At 25.0% G+C, this 21,566-nt stretch carries 13 protein-coding genes; 11 read left to right on the forward strand and 2 right to left on the reverse strand.

Features of this window, described 5'->3' with window-relative positions; all coding sequences use genetic code 4:
* Positions 1–71: 71 nt before the first annotated feature.
* The 4 genes from ACLFO7_RS01325 to ACLFO7_RS01340 all read left to right on the forward strand — a co-directional run bounded on the left by ACLFO7_RS01325 (position 72) and on the right by ACLFO7_RS01340 (position 9,070).
* Positions 72–578 carry a hypothetical protein gene (locus ACLFO7_RS01325; protein ID WP_412032551.1) on the forward strand — a complete coding sequence of 169 codons (507 nt, stop codon included), beginning with the start codon at positions 72–74 and terminating at the stop codon, positions 576–578.
* Positions 579–737: 159 nt separating this feature from the next.
* Positions 738–2,027: a glucose-6-phosphate isomerase gene (locus ACLFO7_RS01330; protein ID WP_412032552.1), complete on the forward strand. Its 1,290-nt coding sequence runs from the start codon at positions 738–740 to the stop codon at positions 2,025–2,027.
* Between the two features lie 160 nt (positions 2,028–2,187).
* Positions 2,188–5,538 carry a lipoprotein 17-related variable surface protein gene (locus ACLFO7_RS01335; protein WP_412032553.1) on the forward strand — a complete coding sequence of 1,117 codons (3,351 nt, stop codon included), beginning with the start codon at positions 2,188–2,190 and terminating at the stop codon, positions 5,536–5,538.
* Between the two features lie 169 nt (positions 5,539–5,707).
* Entirely contained in the window at positions 5,708–9,070 is a 3,363-nt protein-coding gene (locus tag ACLFO7_RS01340) for a lipoprotein 17-related variable surface protein (RefSeq protein ID WP_412032554.1), read from the forward strand.
* A gap of 18 nt (positions 9,071–9,088) precedes the next feature.
* On the opposite strand, the gene ACLFO7_RS01345 is transcribed toward ACLFO7_RS01340, so the two are convergent.
* Positions 9,089–9,679, reverse strand: a complete 591-nt coding sequence (locus ACLFO7_RS01345; RefSeq protein ID WP_412032555.1) for a YigZ family protein — start codon at positions 9,677–9,679, stop codon at positions 9,089–9,091.
* Between the two features lie 84 nt (positions 9,680–9,763).
* A complete protein-coding gene (locus ACLFO7_RS01350) occupies positions 9,764–10,738 on the reverse strand; it encodes an ATP-dependent 6-phosphofructokinase (RefSeq protein WP_412032556.1) in 975 nt (324 codons plus the stop codon).
* Between the two features lie 263 nt (positions 10,739–11,001).
* On the opposite strand from ACLFO7_RS01350, the gene ACLFO7_RS01355 reads away from it, so the two are divergent.
* The 7 genes from ACLFO7_RS01355 to ACLFO7_RS01385 all read left to right on the forward strand — a co-directional run bounded on the left by ACLFO7_RS01355 (position 11,002) and on the right by ACLFO7_RS01385 (position 21,187).
* A complete protein-coding gene (locus ACLFO7_RS01355) occupies positions 11,002–12,624 on the forward strand; it encodes an ATP-binding cassette domain-containing protein (protein ID WP_412032557.1) in 1,623 nt (540 codons plus the stop codon).
* 151 nt (positions 12,625–12,775) lie between these two features.
* Entirely contained in the window at positions 12,776–13,045 is a 270-nt protein-coding gene (gene rpsO / locus ACLFO7_RS01360) for a 30S ribosomal protein S15 (protein WP_412032558.1), read from the forward strand.
* Positions 13,046–13,312: 267 nt separating this feature from the next.
* Entirely contained in the window at positions 13,313–14,827 is a 1,515-nt protein-coding gene (locus ACLFO7_RS01365; protein ID WP_412032559.1) for a P35 family lipoprotein, read from the forward strand.
* A 179-nt stretch (positions 14,828–15,006) separates the two neighbouring features.
* Complete coding sequence (locus tag ACLFO7_RS01370; protein ID WP_412032560.1) at positions 15,007–16,797, forward strand: ABC transporter ATP-binding protein; 1,791 nt, start codon at positions 15,007–15,009, stop codon at positions 16,795–16,797.
* Positions 16,798–16,799: 2 nt separating this feature from the next.
* Positions 16,800–18,698, forward strand: a complete 1,899-nt coding sequence (locus tag ACLFO7_RS01375; protein ID WP_412032561.1) for an ABC transporter ATP-binding protein — start codon at positions 16,800–16,802, stop codon at positions 18,696–18,698.
* 172 nt (positions 18,699–18,870) lie between these two features.
* Positions 18,871–20,202 carry a hypothetical protein gene (locus ACLFO7_RS01380; RefSeq protein ID WP_412032562.1) on the forward strand — a complete coding sequence of 444 codons (1,332 nt, stop codon included), beginning with the start codon at positions 18,871–18,873 and terminating at the stop codon, positions 20,200–20,202.
* A 211-nt stretch (positions 20,203–20,413) separates the two neighbouring features.
* The gene (locus ACLFO7_RS01385; protein ID WP_412032563.1) at positions 20,414–21,187 is read left to right on the forward strand and encodes a hypothetical protein; all 774 of its coding nucleotides are present in this window, start codon (positions 20,414–20,416) and stop codon (positions 21,185–21,187) included.
* Positions 21,188–21,566 lie beyond the last annotated feature (379 nt).

Consider the following 21,566-nt stretch of genomic DNA (forward strand, 5'->3'; position numbering starts at 1 on the left):
AAAATGAGTTATTTTTTTATATATAAAATATAATTAGAATTGCTAGAAAGATTTTATTATGAAGGTATATTATGGAAGATAATTTATTGCTAGAAAAGGAAAAAAGAATTAAACAACTAGAATTAGAAGCACATGAACTTGATAAACTAATTAGTAATAAGCAAACAACCTTTGTTATTTTAATTATTCTTGGTTTTTTGATTATTTTTATTTGAATAGTAGCTTATTTAGAATACAGAACAAAAGAAAAACTGGTAGAAGAAAAAAGAAAAATAGACAAAGAATTACAAGCATTAGTTAAAGAAGTAAGAGAAATTAAAATTAATGAATTAAAATCAAAATACACAAAAGAACAATTTGAACAATTTGATATTTTAGATGGACTTTTAAATAAACAAAATAATAAAAATGAAGAATACAGTAATATTTTAAATGACATTATGAATAGTTTTAAAAATCATCCTTCACTTATAACAAGAATTCTTGAAATTAATGAATTAGTCGAAAAGAAAATAATTAATGTTTCTAAAGAAAATTTTGATATTTGAAAAGAAATCAAATTAAAAGAAATCAAATAGTTTATTAAATTTATTCTTAATTAGGACTTATTAAAAATGAAATAACTATTATTTTATTACATTTTTGATAGAGTCTTAATTTTTACACTTTTAATAAAAAATAGTTTTTTATATTTTTATAAGTATAATTAAATCGTGTTATTAATTGGTGGTGTTAAGATGATAAAAATTGATTTTTCAAGTTTTGATACAAAGATATCAAAAGAAATTATGGAATTATATAAAGATAAGGTAAAAGATATTCATAAAATAATAACAAATAAAACTTGTCCAGGTGGTGAAATGCTTGGATGAATGGATTATCCTTTTAATTATGACACTAATGAATTGAATGAAATAATTTCTTTTTCCCAATCATGAAGAAAAAATGATAATATCAAAACACTTGTTGTTCTTGGTATTGGTGGATCATATTTGGGTTTAAAAGCTGCTATTGAAATGTGTTTGCCTGCTTTTGATAGAGATAGAGAAATAATTTATGTTTATAATTTATCTTCAAATTATATTGTATCTTTATTAAAAAAACTAAAAAAAGAAAATTTTTATTTAATATGTATCTCAAAATCAGGCACAACATTAGAAACAGCTGTAGCATTTAGATTATTTTATGAACTTATGTTTAATAAAGTAGGTGGAGAAGTTGCAAAAGAAAGAATGGTTTGTATTACTGATAAAGAAAAAGGTAAATTAAGACAAATTGTTAATAAATACAATTTAAAATCATTTGTTATTCCAAGTGATGTAGGTGGTAGGTTTAGTGCAATAACTCCTGTTGGATTGTTTGCAATGGCTTATATGGGTCTTGATGTCCAACAAATTCTTAAAGGTTGTCAAGCTGCATTAAATGATACTAATGTATCTACATTATCAAAAAATACTGCATATAAATATGCAGTAGCTAGACATTATTGTTATGAAAAACTAAATAAATCACTTGAAGTATTTGGTGTTTATGAACCTAATATGCATTATTTAACAGAACATTGAAAACAATTAATGGCTGAATCTGAAGGCAAAAACCATAAAGGTTTATACCCTACAAATTGTTTATTCACAACAGATTTACATTCTGTTGGCCAATTCTTACAAGAAGGTTCACCAATCTTTTTTGAAACTATATTACATGTAGAAAATCCAAATTTTGATAAGAAAATAGAATCATTTATGAATGATGATGATGGATTAAATTTTGTCAATAATAAAACTATCAACCAGTTAAATAAAATAGCTTGTTTATCTACAATAGATGCACATCATATTGATGGAAATACTCCAATTATTCAATTGTACATTGATAAAATGGATGAATATCATTTTGGATATTTATATTCATGATTGTCAAAAGTTGTTGCTATGAGTGCATTATTGTTGGGAGTAAACCCATTTGATCAACCAGGAGTTGAACAATATAAAAAAAGAATGTTTAAAAAATTAAAAGAAAATATTTAAAAAATTATAAATCCTATATTGTTTGTATTAATATAGGATTTTTTGTTGTCAATTTAATAATTTGATGAAAATAAATTCCTATTTTTTTGCTTCTCCCTCTTGTATTTTGCTAAGTTGCATATATAATCAAATTGGAGAATCTTTTAGGAGATCTTTTACTATGAAAAAAAATAATCATGGTAAAGTAAGTAAACTTTTATTTTCTTTACCAGCAATAATATCTGCAATTGCTTTAGTCCCAGCAATTGGAGTTTTGGGGTACAACAATTCTGCCTCTAAAAAAATTGAGGACTCAAATATAAATGCTGATGCAACAAATCCTTCTGCACAAGAAGTTAAACCACTTGTTCCATCAGTTGCAAATATGTATAATGCTAAACTAAGTTCTAAAAATGGTCCTATTGTATTTTGAAAAGACAAAATTACAAGTTTAGATTGATTTGGAGCTGAACGTTGATCAATAGATGTTACAACCATTGAACTAGATGGAATTAAACCTTTTACAGTTAATGGTAATAATGGTTCATCATGAACTAGATATTGATTAAATTTTGATTTAGACAAAACTAGAGACATTCTATATGTTTTAAGTAATGCTAAAAGAAACAGTCATCAATATGCTGTTTCTATAAATGTTCAAACAGGGCAAGCAATGAAAATGTATAAGACTGCAAATCCTGTAGTTGGAAGTACATTATCAAATGCTTATTTTATGTTAAAAGTATTGAATAATGGTAACTTTGCTTTTTTAGGTAAACCTGGAAATGTTGGTGATGGGACATCAATGGATGTTGTTGATATAAAAACAGGTGTTGTTACAAATTATCAAAGTAATATTGATAATGTTGTTTTACCTAGACCAACAGCTACTGAAGCTGGACATAATTATGCTTCATCAAAAAATGCAACTTTTAACATTATTCCAATTGCAAGTAATAGAAACTTATTAGCAGTTTATAATTTAACAGGTAAAGCTGGTACAACAGCTGATAACGGTGCTAGATGAGGTACATCAGATGTATGATTTGTGTTAGTTGATGATAATTTACAAACAATACCTAATGCTGCTGGTGGATGAGATAAGGCAAAATTGGTTACAAATGCAATTACAAACACTCGTAATAGTAAAACAAGACCTCAATGTGATTATCATGTTTTACTTGATGGAAGAGTTGTTACTGTAATTTATGATAAATTAATTATTATAGATCCTTCTAACATTAATAATCCAACTCTTGCTATTTCAGTTTTAGAACAAGATAAATGAATTGATTCTTGATCTTTTGATAGTAATGAAACATTATTTTTTAAAGCAAGAAATTCATCTAATATTAAACAAGTTACTCTAGACAAAAATAGAAATAACTATGCTAATCCAAACCATGTAATATCACCATATTATAATTTGGCTGAATCTCCAATTCAAGCAATTAAAGATGCTGCAAATTCTTTAGTTTTATATAATGTGTATGGTTATATTGGGCAAATTATGTTAATTAATTCTCAATATCAAGAAGGGGTAGATTACAAACAATATCCAACTGATGCACAAATAGAACAACAAAAATATGGTTTAGCTGTTGCTATTACAAACAATAAAACAGCTACAGGTCAAGGTGACACAAAAGGTTTATTAAATACTGCTGATGCTTTTCAAAAATCAGCTGATTTTGAAATTAATGCAAGTTTATTAAAATCAAAACTTCCTAGTGAAATTACAAGAAGTGATATAACATTTCATAATGATTCATTTTTAACTACAAATACTAATAAGAATCCTGATGGTTCTTTAATGTATGAACCATTTGTTAAAAATCTTGTTGATGATGTAAATAAAAAATTAACTGTAACTCTACACTTAGATCAAATTCCTTGATTTGTTACAAATGGGCAAATGCCTAATAATATTGTTCCATTAAAAATTACAAAAACTTATGATTTTACTTCTAATATTGAAAGTAGATTTAGTTGAAAAAATGTTGATGTAGAAGATTATGACTTTAAAAATACTTTACCTTCTAAATTAACAATTGATGATATTAAAAGAGTTAATCCATTAGTATCTACATTAACTAGTCAAAATGTAACAATTAATGGTGAATCATATCCTAAAGTAACTTATTCTAAAACAAATGTAAATGATTCAACTGGATCAATTACTATTCAGGCTAAATATGATTATCTTCCAATGGAATTAAAAGCAAATACAGGTAATTTAAAAAGTTATACAACAAGTAAAACATATACAATTTTTAGAAGTGGTACAACTAAAAAATTTGAATTTGTTGGTGGTAATGAAACAGAGGTTAGTTTAATTCCTGAATTAAAAGAAATTAAAGAATCAAATATTTTACCAAGTGTATTTGCAAATGCTTCAAAACAAGACTACTTAAAATTTATTGATACTAATAAAACTATAGGATATCCATTAGAAAAAATGAATATTAGTGTTATTCCAAATGACTCTAATGGTACTTTGCAAATTACAATTGATCCAAAACAATATGATCCAACTTTAAATTCAATTTCTAAAACGTTTAAAGGATTAAATAAAACTTCTTCATATTCGTTAAAATTTACTGAAGGAACAGGATTCAATAGATCTCAGTACTTACCAAGTGAAATAAATGAAGAAATATTTTACCAAAACTTTGTAACCTTTAGTGGTTTTGATGCTTCAGATCTTGAGTTAGAATTGTTTTCAAATGATGTTAATGGAAGTTTAGTAGCCAATATAATCTTGACAGGTGATTATCCAGATGGCCCAACTAGCAACACAGATTTTAAAAAAGAAAATAATTTATGAATAGCTAGAAAAACATTAACAGGTTTTAAAAATGTTGAAGACTTCAATCAAGAATATCAAGTTCAATTTAAAAAAGATGATGATACTTCTTTAACTGAATTACAAAGATTAACTCCTTCTGAAATTATGAATAAATTAACTGCTGGTAATTTAACAATGGGATCTACAACTTTCACTTCAAAAGAACAATTAGCTCAATATTTTATTGCAGAAAGTGGAGATAAGATTCCTAAAAATATTGTTAACAATAAAGATGTTAGTGTTGAATTATACATTAATAATGGTGGTGGAGAACTTACTTGAAGAATTACTTATAGTAATCTTGAAGGATATTCAAATTCAATTACTTTCCTTGCAACAATTACTGGATTTGTAAAGGGGAATCAAATTCCTACAAATGATATTCTAACTTTTACAAATAATGCACAACTAAAATCAAAAAATCCTAGTTACTTTACAAAACTTCCAAGTGAAATTAAGAAAATGCTTGATGATAACAAACAAACTATTAGTAACTTTTTCTTAAATGAACCAAGTGGTGGATATAAACCAAGTATAGATAATGGTGATTTTGAATTAACTGTAATAGCTGATGATACTAGAGGTAATTTACATATAAAACTTGTTTTCAATAAAAACGCTAATATTAATGCTTCTTCATTGTTAGAATACAACCAAACATATACTGGTTTTATGTATAATTAATATGAATTAACAAACTTAAAGATTTATATATCTTTAAGTTTTTTTATTTATTTTACTTGTGTATATAAATCTTTTTAAAATAGTTTTATGAATCTATTTTATTGTTTTTCAAATTTTTTTTTCATATATTTTAATAGTAATCTATCTTTATTTAGGAGAGATACTTTTTATGAAAAAAACTAATAAAAGGAATAAAATTCTATTGTTTTTCCCTGCTTTAATTGCTTCTATTTCTTTAATTCCAGCAATTGGAATTTTAGCATCTAAAGGTATTAGCAGAAGTGATATGAACAATTCTAAAATAAATGCTGATGATACAACTCAATCAACATCAAATGTTAAACCTCTTGTTCCATCAGTTTCAAATATGTATAATCCAAAATTAAGCTCTAAAAATGGACCTATTGTTTTTTGGAAAAACAAAATTACAAGTTTAGACTGATTTGGTGCTGAACGTTGATCAATAGATGTTACAACAATTACAATAGATGGTATACAACCATTTGTAGTTAATGGATACAATGGTACATCATGAAAGAGAAATTGATTAAATTTTGATTTGGATAAAACTAATGATATTTTATATATTCTTTCAAATGCGAAATCAAATAGTAAACAGTATGCTGTAGCAATTAATGTTCAAACTGGCACACCTACAAAAAAATATGAAACAGCAGAACCTATTACTGGTGAATTGAATATGAATTCATTCTTTATGTTAAAAGTTTTAACAAATGGTAATTTAGCATTTTTAGGTAGACCTGGTAATATAGGAAATGGCCAAACAGATACAATAGATGTAGTTGATGTTAAAACTGGAGTTACTACTAGACGTAAAGGAAATATTGATAATAATGTTGCTCCTCTTCCACAAAATACAGATGGTAATGATTATTCAAAATCTAACAATGCAGTATTTAATCTTATTCCAATAGGAACTAATAGAAACTTGTTAGCTATTTATAATTTAACAGGTAAACCTAATACTACAGGTGATGATGGTGCCATTAATGGTACATCTGAAGTTTGATTTATTTTAGTTGATGATAATTTACAAACTGTGTCTACAGCAACTGAAAAATGACAAAAAGCTGTATCTGTTACACAAGGGATTACAAATACTCGTAATAGTAAAACAAGACCTCAATGTGATTATCATGTTTTACTTGATGGAAGAGTTGTTACTGTAATTTATGATAAATTAATAGTTATAGATCCAGTTGATTTAAACAATCCAACACTTGCTATATCTACATTAGATGCTGATAAATGAATTGAATCTTGATCTTTTGATAGTAATGAATCTTTATTTTTTAAAGCAAAGAATTCAACGCAAATAAAAAAAGTTACTTTAGATCAAGATAGAGCAAATGTTGAACATCCAAATAATGTAATTTCTCCATATTATGATCTTGCTCAATCTCCAATTGATGAAATCAAAACATGTGCAAATTCTTTAGTTTTATATAATGTGTATGGTTATATTGGGCAAATTATGTTAATTAATGCTCAATATCAAGAAGGTATATTAGATGCTTTATATCCAAATTATGCTGTTGTAGAACAGAAAAAATATGGATTAGCTGTTGCTATTACAAATAATAAAGATGTTGATGGACAAGGTGATACAAAGGGATTGTTAAATACTGAAAAAGCTTACCAAAAATCTGCTGATTATGATATTAATGCAGATTTATTAAAGACAAAATTACCAAGTGAAATTACAAGAAGCGATATAACATTCTTGAACAATTCATTCTTGACTCAAAATACCTCTAAAAATGATGATGGAACTTTAAAGTATGAACCTTTTGTTAAAAATGAAATAGATGATAAAGCAAAAACATTGAAATTAACTTTGCACTTAGATCAAATTCCATGATTTGTAACAGATGGTGTAATGCCTAATAATGTTGTTCCATTGCAAATTACTAAGACTTTCAACTTTACATCAGACATTAATTCTAGATTCAGTTGAAAACCAGTTGATAGAGATGATTATGATTTTAAAAATACATTACCTTCAAAGATTACAAATGAGGATATAGAAAGAGTTAGTCCTTTAGTATCTACACTAACTAGTCAAAAGGTGACAATTAATAATATTAATTATCCTAAAACAACTTATACTATTACAACTGCAAATGATACTACTGGAAAATTAGTTATCAGAGCTGATTATCAATATCTTCCAATGGAATTAAAAGCTGGTGTAGAAAACTTAAAAACTTATAGTAAAATAAAAGAATATACTATTTTCAAGAATTCAGATCCTAAAAAAATTGAATTTGTTGGTGGTGCTGGAACTACAACTACTGATATATCTACAGTTCCTGAATTAAAAGATATAAAAGAATCAGATATATTACCAAGTTCTTTTTCAAATGCACCAAAACAAGAATATTTAAGATTTATTAATACATCTAAAACTACAGGTTATCCATTGGAAAAAATTAATATTACTGTAACACCAAATGATACAACTGGTACTTTAACTATTAATCTTGATCCAACTAAATATGATAATACTTTACCTATGATTTCAAAAACATATACTGGTTTAAACAAATTAACACAATATACTTTTCAATTTACTAATGGTGAAGGTTTTGACAGATCAGCTTATTTACCAAGTGATATTAATGAGGAAATATTTTATAAGAACTTTGTAAGATTTAGTGGATTTGATTCATCTGATTTTGAATTAGAATTATTTCCAAATAATGACACTGGTATATTGATTGTAAATGTTATTTTAATGGGTGATTACCCAAATGGTCCTGAAGCTAATACAGATTTCAAACAAGAAGATGGTAAATGAATTGCTAAAATTACTTTAGATAATTTTAAAAATACTGATGATTATAATAAAGAATATCAAGTTTCATTTAAAGAAGATGGAGATAAAACTTTATCAGACATTCAAAAATTAACACCTGCTGAAATAGAAAATGCAATTAAAAACAAAAATCTGACAATTGGTGGGACTACATATACTTCAGTAGAACAATTATCTGATTTATTTATTGCAACAAGAGGAATTAAAATTCCTAGTACAAATGTAAATAATGCTAATGTAAATGTTGAAATGTTTATTAATAATGGTGGTGGAGAAATAGCTTGAAGAATTACATATAGTAATTTATCAGGTTATCCTAATCCAATTACATTCTTGCAAACAACTACAGGTTTTGTAAAAGGTAATGAAATTCCAACAGCTGATGTTTTAACATTCTGTAATTCTAATCAGTTGAAAACTAAACAACCAACATATTTTAATATGTTGCCTAGCCGAATTAAGGATATGCTTGTGAAAGATAAAAAAGCAATTAATAATTTCTTTTTAAGTTCTCCAACAGGTGGTTATTTAACTGCAGTAAATAATGGAGATTTTACATTAGAAGTTATAGCAGATGATAACACAGGTTCTTTAAATATTAGAATAATTTTTATAAGAAATAATACTAATAATATAGATCCTAAATCTTTATTAGAATATACACAAACATATACTGGTTTATCTTTTAATTAAAATATAAAAACCTATAATTTATGAGTTATAGGTTTTTTTAATGTATGTTTTTTTGATGAAAATAGGATTTTCAAAATTATTAATTATTTGATTATTTAAACTGGTTTCTATGATTAAATTATTTTCATTTAATGTCTTATTAAAAATGATTTCTTTATTTTTTATAAGATATTCAATAATTGAATTTGCTCTTTGCAATTCAATAGTAATTTTATATATATTTATTAGGGATAGGTCGCATATATTTTCTAAATCATTTGTCACTAATGTTGAACTATGATAATAGCTTCTAGACAATAAACCAACTCCAAGTTTTGTTCCATTCATGTATCTAATTACAACAATTAAAATGTTATGTAGTTTATTTATTAATATAGTTTCTAATATTTTTTTACCTGCAGTATTTTGTGGTTCATTATCATCACTAAATTTTTGTTTATCATCAATTTTATAAGCAAAACAAATATGTTTTGCTTTTCTATGATCTGATTTTAATTTACTTAAAATATCATTTATTGTACAAATTTCTTCAACATAAAAACAAATTGAAATAAATTTTGAACCATTAATTTGATAGATATATTCTTTTGTTTTTTTAATTGTTTTCATAAAATTATTTTAAATTGATAATTAAAAAAATGACTAATTTTCATTAATCATTTTTTATAGTTTTTTAACTTATATTCATTTTTATTAATTAAAAAACTTATTAATTATTTGAGCATTATTAGAATCTTGTTTTTTATTTACTGCCTCTTCAATTTCATATGCTATAGCATTTTCAGATTCATCTAATCCTATAATTTTGCCATACTCATTGTTTTGAATGCACTCACATGCTTTATATACCATTTGAGTTGCTCTTACTAAATCCATTGCACTAGGAGAACCACCTCTTTGACCATATCCTAATACATTTATTTTTATTAATTCTCTAGAATTCGATTCAATATACTGTTTGTATTCTTCAAGAGAAGGAATCCCATTTTTGCCTAATAGGTTTTCAGTTACTAAAACAATTAGTCCTGATTTATTTGTTTTTCTTATAAATTGAATTTTTTCTAATAGTTCGCTTGGACTTAATATATTTTCATTTGTAATTAATATATTAGCTTCTGTAGCTAGCCCAGCATAAACAGTTAAGTCTGTGCAATGTCTTCCCATTATTTCAATCATAGCTGTATCTCTATGTGAAGTCATACATGATTTTATTTCATTAATTCTAGTTACAATGTTATTTAATGCTGTATCAAATCCAATTGTATATTTTGTAGAAGTTATATCATTGTCGATAGTGCCTGGTAGTCCAATTACATTAAAACCTGATTGATGTAATCTTAAAGCACCTTTATAACTTCCATCTCCTCCAATTACAATAAGAGTGTCAATACCTAATTGATTTAAATTATCAATTGCTTTATCAACATTTTCTTGTTCAGCAAATTCCATAAATCTTGCTGACAATATTTTAGTTCCTGGTAAATTGTATCAAGTTTTTATTTCTGAATTATTTGCTTTATATATTGCATTTCTTACTAAACCCTTAAATCCTGCATATACCAAGTATATTTCTAAATTAAATTTTTCTGCATAAGTTGCAAATGAACTAATGCATTTATTCATAGTAGAAGCATCTCCACCTGATGTCAATATCGCTATTTTTTTCATACTTACCCCAAAATTATTTACCTAAATATTTTATAATCAATTGATATTAATAACTAATTTTTTGAATTTAAAGGAAAAAAGTATATTTTAAATAATTGATTTTCTTAAAAATATCAATAGTTTAATGATATGTTATGATATTTAAGGATATTTTTATAATAGTTAGTTTTTATTTTATAGTATCATTTTAATGATACTATTTTTTTATTTTCAAACATATATAGATATTTATATATAGTATTTAAAGATTTCTTGGAGGCATTATGGAAAACAATAATACTAAAAATAAATCTAAAACTTATGTTCGTCTAATAGATAAAGAACTTGACTATTTTAGAACAAATATTACAAGGATTAAAGAATTAGAACCAACAAGTTATAGTAATGATGTATTATATGACACAAATTCAAACTTTATAACTAATGATAAAAATTATAATGAACAATCTAATGAATTAAATTCTAACCAGGAAGTAAAAAATAAAAAACCTGTTGTTAAAATTAATTCATTTCCAAAAGTGGATCCTCTTCCTCCAAAAAAGCCAGTTGTTATTATTAAGAAAAACGTTTCAAATTTAGAAAATAAGCAAAAACCAATTGTTGTAAAAAAACCAGTTGTATCTATAATCCCTCAAAAAGAATTACTTAAATCAAAAGAATTGCAAAACAATCCAACTGATTATAAAACTGATATAAGTATAGATTTTGATGCTCCACCAACAAAGGAACAAATAGATCATTCATCAGTTTATATTATTCCAAAAGAAAAGAATAATTCTTTTTGAAACAAACAAGTTGATAATCAAATTGAAAAATTAAATGAAAAACCTTTTTTACTTTTTACAAATGAGAAAGATGATAGAAATGAATCATTTAATGAAAAAGAACATAAAAAAGATTATTTTTCTACAAAACCTATTTCATCAGTTTTTATAAAAGGTCTTGATTCAAAGCAAGATGATAACAATGAAAATGATTACAATAATTATCAATTGCAAGAACCAAATGTTGTTTTTGAAGAGTATGAGTCAGATTATCAACCTGTTATAAAAGAAATAGATCATAATCTAATACCTGATGCTCAAGAGGTTGATTATAATGATGTTGATTTATCTAATAATTTAGATGTTGAAGATTATAGTACCAATATTTTAGATAATCTTGGTAGGTCTACAAAAATTACATTAAATATAAAAGATTATGAATTTGAATCATTAATATTAGATAGTATAGAAAAGCATATATATACATCAGTTTTTAAAGCAAAGATATTAAAAAAATTAAATATGTCAATTTATGCAAATGATGTAGTTTTAGTTTATTGTCCTACAAGTGGGGGTAAAACTACTCTTCTTAATATAATTGCAAGGAAAGAAAATTTTAATAAGGGCGAATATTTAATTCATGATTTTAAACATAAAGAATTAAATGAAGCACAAATAAATGATTTTATTAGTCAGCATTTATTTTACATTCATAGAGCCATAAGTTTAAGTTCTCAAGAAACAGTTTATTGACATCTAAAAAATGCTTATAACAAGTATTGTAAAGAATGTAATTATACATTTGCTTTAGATGACATAATTAATAAATTTAATATTGGAGGATGCGTTAATAGAACTTTCAATATTTTAAATAATGTAGAAAAAACAATTGTTTTAATAGTATATTCAATTATTACTAATAATAAGATTATTTTAATAGATGATCCTTATTTGCCAGATGATATTCAAGAGGATTATTTATTTAAAAATGTTATAAGAACCGCTAATACTATTTATAACAAAACAATAGTTATAACAGCTAAAGATAAAAGACTATATGATGTTGCAACAAAAGTATATTCATTAAATAGAGGAAGTGCAAAATTAATTACTAATAATTAATTGTTCTTTTTATATTTTAATTTTATAAATATCTTTTTTATGTTATATTTTATAATGGTTTGAATGTAGTATTGTATAATTCTTTTCCTTTTTGAATTAATTGCTTTACTAACATTAACAAATAAAATATATAAAAGGAGTCATAACATATATGGCAATATCAAAACAATTAAAAGCTAAATTAGTTAAAGAATTTGGTGGTAATGAAAAAAATACAGGTAAAACTGAAGTTCAAATTGCGATTTTATCAGCTGAAATAAAATCTTTAACACAACATTTAATTAATAATCACAAAGACTATACTTCTAAGCGTGGATTATATACAAAAGTTTCACAAAGAAAATCACTACTTTCATATTTGAAAAATGTAGATATCGAAAGATATCGTGAGATTATTAAAAAACTTGAAATTCGTGGTTAATAATTTAGTATAAAATAATTTTGTTAAATAGACATTTTGATTTAATTTCATTAATGTCTATTTTTTATTTTTGCTTATTTATAATTAAAATTTAAACTTGATTATACAACTTTATTGCAGTTTATATTGAATATAAGATTGTGACTAGTGATATTTGTTAAAATGATAGAATTTTGTGTTTCATAAAAATTAATATAAATTTTGAAAATATTATAAATTTTATTGTACTAAATAGTAAATAAAATTTATAGGGAAAGAAGAAATATTATGAGAAAAATTAGTAAAAAAATATTATTAACAACTTTAGGTATTACAAGTTTTGCTATTGCAACTCCTTTAATATTAACAAGTTGTGGAGATAATACTAATAACACACAAGGTGGAGGTTCAACAAATCCTGATACTCCTAGTGGTCAAAAAATAACACCAACACTTAATGCTAATTTTGAAGTGATTGGTACTATTGAGTCACTGTTTGATGTTCAAGGAAATTTGGTTGATGTAGGTAATTTATTTACTAAAATGGTAAAAGAAAACCCATCATTAAAATCAAAAGTAATTTCAAACTATAGTTCATTTACAAAAGAACAACAAGATAGTTTAGTAGTGCAAATTACAACTAATAAACAAACTGATATTCAGTGAGGTGGAACTACTAGTTATGAATCATGAGGTGCAACTGCAAATGAAGTTGTTTATTATAGTATAGGTTCACAACAATTAGATGTTTCAAGTCCAAAGGATTTAAAAAATCAATTAACAGCTGAAAAACTAAAACAAATTATGACTGAAATTGGTAGTTCTAATGCACCAGAACCAAATGCTACTTATGCATTAGAATCAAATAGTCAAATAGCATTTGATGCTAAAAAAGACTATGTTAATATTCATGTTAAAGAAACTTTTAACAGTACTACAAAAGATATAAATTTAAGAATACCTGTTTCAGATTTAAATTTAGTATTAAAGAACGCAACTGTTAATGTTACAAGTTCAGATTCTAATGTACTACCAACAACTGCAACATTGGCGCTTGATTATAATGTTGGTATTGATCCAACAGTTCATTTAATACCAGAATTTAGTCATGATATACAAGTTGATGCAGATTCACAAATAAATGATGTTAATGCAGTATTAGAAAAATTAGGTTTTATGAAATATAATAGAGTTAATAAAGCAAGTTCTTCTGAAGTATCATTAAAGTCTGCTACTACTCCTTCATTGGATAATGAAAAAATTGGTGAAACAACTCAAGTATTTAATACACAATTTTCTAATCCAAATTTAAAGAAAAACAATGGTAAATATTCTTTGTCATTTGATGCAGTTCCAACAAATGGGCATTATTGAGTTGATGGTACAACTACATCAAGAAAAGTATCTATTAACAATTTAAATATTACTTCTAAAAATTTACCACAAGATGCTACATTTAAATCAACTGTAGATTATGTAGGAACTGGTAGCCCTACTGGTCCAGCTAGTTTAGAAAAATTTAAAGCATGATGGACTAGTGTGCCAACTGGTAATCAACCAGATCAAACTGTTGCTAGTGGATATTTACAAATTCTTATACCTCAATTAGAACAATCTACTGAAGGATTTGCTAATGTTACTTTAACATATGCAGGTGATAATAATATTGGATGAGATTCATCTCGTAATATGCCAACTATAAAATTAACAGTTTCTCCAAAAGAAAATCATGCTTTTAAAGATGATGTACCAGGAGCAAAAGAAGTTGTAGTAACATTAACTGGTCTTAATTGAAAAAATTAAAAAAAATACCCAAGTAATATGGGTGTTTTTTTATTATATGTCAATTCTTACTCTACTTATAAATACTATTATTTTATGTTTAGTTACTATTAATAATTTTGAAACCAAATTTTATTTTTATAATAAAATTAATGTGATGTTTCTAAATTTTATTATTTTTTATTGAAAGGAGGAAATATATGTTTAAACTGTTAAGATTTATCAAGGGCAAAGATGTATGACTAACCTTTCTAGGGTTTTTTTTAATTATGTTACAAACAGTTTGTGATGTTGCTCAACCATTTTTATTAGCTTTATTTTTAAAAGAAGCTGACAAAGGTTATATAAATGGTGATGGCACATCTCCTACTTTTTGAGTTCAGCAAGATAATAATCCAATTGGTGGAATCTGAGGATTAGCAGGCATAATGCTTGCTTTAATTTTTATTGCCCTAACAGTTCAAGCAATTGGGATAGTTATAACAGCAAGAATTGGTGTTAGATTAGGAAGCAATATTAGGTATAATGCTTTCAAAAAGATTCAATCTTTAACTTTTAAAGAAATAGATAATATTACTACTCCATCATTAATAACAAGATTAACCAATGACATTATGTTTTATCAAAATACAGTTATTATTTCATTAAGAATGGTTGTAAGATCAGTCTTTTTAATGATTGGTGGAACTATTGCAACATTTATATTGGGTGCACAAATTGATCTTTGATGAATTGGTGGAGTATTTTTAGGTTTTATGGCAATAGTTTTTGTTTCTATTTTATTGTTACTTAAAAAATCTGTCCCATATTTTAGAAGACAACAAAAAGGACTTGATCAAGTAAATAGTAAAATGAGAGAAAATTTATTGGGTGTTAGAGTTGTAAAAGCATTCAATATGCAAAATAATCAAATTGAAAAATTTGATGAAAAAAGTTTAAATTTTGCAAGAGTTTCAACTGTTGCAAATAGATGATCAGCTTCAATTATTCCTGTGATATTTTTTGTTGTTCAAGTTTCTGTTGTAGTTATTATTATGATAATTGCAGCAAGTGCTAATACTATAAATTTTGAAATAACAATAGTGTTGCAAATTATTCAATTAACTTCTTTAGTTGTATTGGGAATTATATTAATTGTCACAATTTTAATTCAATTAGCATATGTAAAAGCTTCATGTGATAGAATTAATCAAATTTTTGATTCAGAACCTTCAATTCCTAGAAATGTTTCAAATAATTTTATTGAAAATTCAAATGTAAAATTTGATAAAGTTTTTTTTAAATATAATTCAAGTGAAGACTCTGAATATGCTTTAAATAATATTTCTTTTGAAGCAAAAGCTGGAGAAATGATTGGAATTATTGGTCCAACAGGTAGTGGTAAAACAAGTTTAATTAATTTAATTACAAGAATGTATGATCCAGTCAAAGGTGATGTATATATATCTGATATTAATGTAAAAGATATTAATTATGAATCATTAAGAAATTCAATTGGAGTTTCTCCTCAAAAAAGTTTGTTGTTTAGTGGAACAATTGCTTCTAATTTAAAATTTGGTAAAGAAGATGCTACATTAGAAGAAATGGAAGAGGCTGCAACATTATCAAATGCAATTGAATTTATTAATAGTAAAGAAGGAAGATTTGATAGTATTGTTGAACAACGGGGAACAAATCTTTCTGGAGGACAAAAACAACGTGTTTCAATTGCTAGAGCTTTAATTAAAAAGCCTAAAATTTTAATATTGGATGATTCTACAAGTGCATTAGATATGATAACAGAAGCAAATGTACAAAATAATATTAGAAAGTACAAAAATACTACAATATTTTTAATAGGACAACGTGTTAATGCAATTAGTAAAGCAGATAAAATTATTGTTCTTGAATCAGGTAATATGGTTGGATTTGGTACTCATAAACAACTTATGAAAAATTGTGCACTATACAAAGAAATAGCAAATTCACAAGGTTTTAAGGAGGGTAAATAATTATGAAAAAAATGAAAATGAAAGATATATATTATTTACCAACTTATGAACAAAGACTTAAAGAACATAATAGAAAATCAAGTTTTTTAATAACATTAAATCTTTGTTATAGATATGTAAAATATTTTAAATTTTCTTTTTGATTTGCCTTATTTGCTTCTACTTTATCAACTGTGTTCAATATTCTTGTTATTTTAGGTGTAAGTGAAATTACAAAAAAATTAAATGAATATTTAGATTCTAATATTCCAGAAGTTACATTAGAAACTTTATTGATATATGGTACAGTATTGATTGTTTTTTATTTTTTAAATGCTTTGGGAAATTTTTTAATGAATTTTATATTAGTAGATATTTCACAAAAAATTTCATATAGATTAAGAATGGATTTATTTAATAAAATTCAAATGCTGAGACTTCAATATTTTGACACACATGAAAGTGGAGATATCATGAGTGTGTTAACAAATGATATCTTCAACTTGATGATATTTATTTCTCAAAATTTTGGACAATTAATGTTTGGTGTAACTACAATGATTGGTATGTTAATTATTATGTTTTTAGTATCACCATTTTTAACATTAATCACATTGGGTATTGTTATATTACTTACAGTTTATATTGTCTTTATGTCAAGAAAATCAGTTCCAGCATTTTTTAGACAACAAGAAAAATTAGGTAAAATGAATGGTTATATTGAAGAAATATTATCAGGGCAAAACATTGTTAATTTATTTAAAAGAGAAAAATTAACTGAAGATAATTTTCAAAAAATAAATTATGCTTTAAACAAAGAAGCTGAAAAAGCACAAACAATATCAGGTTTGTTTATTCCTTTCATGAACTTTTTAGCTAATTTTTCAGTCTTTATGATGACAGTTATTGCTATTTTATTTATTGTAAATGGTATTAGTTTTGGAAGTAATATATTTGGTAATTATAAAGGCGAAAATGGAAATATAGATGTTGTAAAATCAATTGCATTAATTAATGCTTATATGTTAGCTTTAAGAAATTTTGTTCAACCTATTAATAACATTGTTGGTATGATTGCAAATTTACAACAAGCTTTAGCTGGATCTAAACGTGCTTCTGAAATGTTTATTTTAGATAATGAAGATTTACCTGAAGAAACTCAAGTTGTAGAGAGTCTTAAAGGATCATTAAAAATAAAAAATTTAAATTTTGGATACAATGAAAATAAATTGGTTTTAAAAAATATTAATCTTGATGTAAAACCTGGAGAAACAATTGCAATAGTTGGCCCAACAGGTTCTGGAAAAACAACAATCATAAATTTATTAACAAAGTTTTATGATGTTACAGATGGGGATATATTGTTTGATAATTATGACATTAAAACTATTACAAAAAGTAGTATTAGAAACCAAGTTTCTATAGTGTTACAAGATACATATTTATTTACAGATACTATAAAGAATAATATTAGATATGCAAAACCAAATGCAACTGATGAAGAAATAATGAATGTATGTAAGATTGCAAATTGTGATACATTCATCAATCAACTTGAATTTGGTTATAATACAATGTTAACTGAAAATGCAAGTGAATTATCACAAGGGCAAAAGCAATTGTTAGCAATTGCTAGAGCAATGTTAAGTACATCTTCAATTTTAATTTTAGATGAAGCTACAAGTAATATTGATACAAGAACAGAAAAAGTAATACAAGATGCAATGAATAAATTAATTGCTACAAAAACTTCTTTTGTTATTGCTCATAGATTGTCAACAATTAAAAATGCAGATAAAATCGTTGTTTTAAAAAATGGTGAAATAATTGAAATGGGAAATCATAATCAATTAATGAAATTAAAAGGCTTTTATTATCAATTAAGTAATTCAAAAACAGGTAAAATTGATCAAGAAGATTAATATAACACAATCTACAACAAGTATTTGTTGTAGATTTTTATTTATAATTATTAAATTTCCTATATACCACAAAAATATAAAAAATATCATTTTTTTTGTTTCTAATTTGTATTTGTCATTTTAAATTGATAAAATTATTATTAGATTGTTGAATAATTGATGGAGTAATATTGTGAGTGATTTAAGTAAAAAAGATATAAGTGAACTTCCTAATGCGCAAAAATTAAATAACTATAAAAATATTTTACTTAAAGAAAGAAAGCGTATTCTAGATAGAATAACTTCACTTAACCAAAAATATTCATCTACTAATCTAAGATATGCTAAAAAAGTTATTGGTGAAGAAATAGATGTATTAGAATTTGAACTTGAAAAAGTTGATAGCTATTTAAGAAATTGTTTTTTTGATAAAAGAGTATTATTGGATAATATCAAGAATAAACAAGATGAAATTAATGAAATTGAATTTTTGATTAAGATCAATGAATTACCTGAAAGTATGAAAAGCGAACTACTAAGTAAGAAATTGGATTTAAATTCATTTATTTGTGAATCAATTTTAAGAAATAATTTATCTAATGGAAATAGAAATTTTGCAAGTGCTACAAATGTTGTAGAAGTAGAAAAAATAGTTGAAGTTCCAAAAATTGTAGAAGTTGAAAAAGTAATTGAAGTTCCAACAGTTGTAGAAGTTGAAAAAGTAATTGAAGTTCCAACAATTGTAGAGGTTGAAAAAACTATTGAAGTTGAAAAACCATATGAAGTTGAGAAAATAGTAACAGTGCCTGAAATTGTAGAAGTTGAAAAAGTAGTTGAGAAAATAATAGAAGTTCCAACATTAATTGGTGTTGATAAAGTTGTAGAAGTACCAAAAATTGTAGAAGTAGATACAAATGGTAATACTCCTATAATTAATACTGATGAAATAACAGATTCAATTAATAGATTATCTGAACAAGTATCAAATAATGTTTCATATAATCAAGAACTATTCAACCAATTAAATCAAGCAAATGATAAATTAGAGCACTTAGAAAAATCATTAAGTGATTCTGTAAATGCTCAACCAACTATTCAAAAAGAAGTTGAGCCAATTTATATTGAAACTCCAGTTCTAGTTCAACATCCATATTATGATGAAGAACCTGAATATGAAGAAGAATATATTGAAACTCAAGAAACACCAACAGTTGATGAAATTAAAAATGTAGTTGTTGAAGAATATTATCCAGTTGAAGAAGAAGCACAAACTTCAGAACCAACTGTTACACAAACAGTAACAGAAGAGATTATTCCTCCAGAACCAAAGATTGAAGTTATTGTTGAAAATCCAAATGATGTTCCAGACATTACAATTAACAATGAAAGAGTAACTCCAGTAGTTACAACAAATCCTCCAGTTGAACCACAACTTTCTGCAAAAACTGTTCAACAAGAAGTTTATGAAGAAGTAGATGATGACTACTTTGATGATGATGACGATTTTGATAGTGCATTTGAATAATTTTTAGAAATAAGATATGGAAATAAATAATTTATTTTCATATCTTTTATTTTATTATTCACTAATTCTATAATAATTAGTTTAATAACTTATAAATTTTTAATTTGAGAAATTTATTTTTAATTTTTATTGAAAAAACTATTATATAATTTATTGTTACAACATTTTGGTATGTAATAAAATAACAATGGTGATGATGGAGATGAAAAAAATGGAATTTAATAAAAAGAAAAGAAGATTTATATCTCTTTTAGCGTTAGGTGCTTCTGCATTTGCTATTGGAGTACCAACAATAGCTTTAGTTTCTTGTTCAGAAACTAGCAATAATCCAGGTGGAGATTCAAACAATCCAGGTGGAGATTCAAACAATCCAGGTGGGGATTCAAACAATCCAGGTGGGGATTCAAATAACCCGGGTACACAAAAGAAAAAAGTGCAATCTTTAACAACAGATAACCCTTTTGCTTCAAAAGATGGAAATTATTTATTCCATTCATATGGAAACACATTATTTGGCACTTGATCAAAAACAGATATAAAAAATCATTTTGGAAATATAACTTGAAAAACTGATAATAAAAATAGATTATCTTATACATTTGATGATAAAGATAGTGCAGATGTTAAATCAAAATTAAATATATTGCAACAAAAAGTAACTGCTGATTGTACTCAAGCTAATTCTACTAAAAATCCACAACCTACAATTAAATTTGCTAATTTAAATTTAACAGGTGTAACTCAAGCAACTGGTTCAAATATTAGAATGAGTCTTTCTTTTGATAATTCTGATAAACTTGAAACTCTTGCAATTGCATTCTTTTTAAATGAAGGTTATGAATGAACAAATGGAGCAGTTCAAGATGGAACAAATGGTTGAGATAATATATTTGAAGCATTTGCAAAAGATACTCTTAAAAATGGTAACCCTTCAGGATATTATTTTACTATTAATAAGGATGATCCATTTTCTGCAAATAAATAATATATTTTAATTTTTTAAAGATTTAATTATATTCACAATCTTTTATTGATTGTGAATATTTTTTTTACATAAAAATATTAAAAAATGTTTTAAAGATAATTATTGTTAAATTAAAAAACATGAAGAACTATACATAATATTTTCATCATGTATTTTACTTCATGTATTCATTGATTCTATCACTAAATTTTTGGTTTTATCAACTTTAACTAGCAGTATTACTAAAGTAAAGAGGATATAACTAATGTGTAATCATTATCTTCTATTTAAGTTGGTATTGAATGTTTTTAATTGTCTATTTACATAAATATAATTTACATGAAATAAAAATGAAAAATTACCATTAGCTTTAGTTTAAATAATTTTATCAATAGTGATT

Source organism: Malacoplasma muris (genome assembly GCF_046774425.1).
Lineage (GTDB): Bacteria > Bacillota_I > Bacilli_A > Mycoplasmatales > Mycoplasmoidaceae > Malacoplasma > Malacoplasma muris.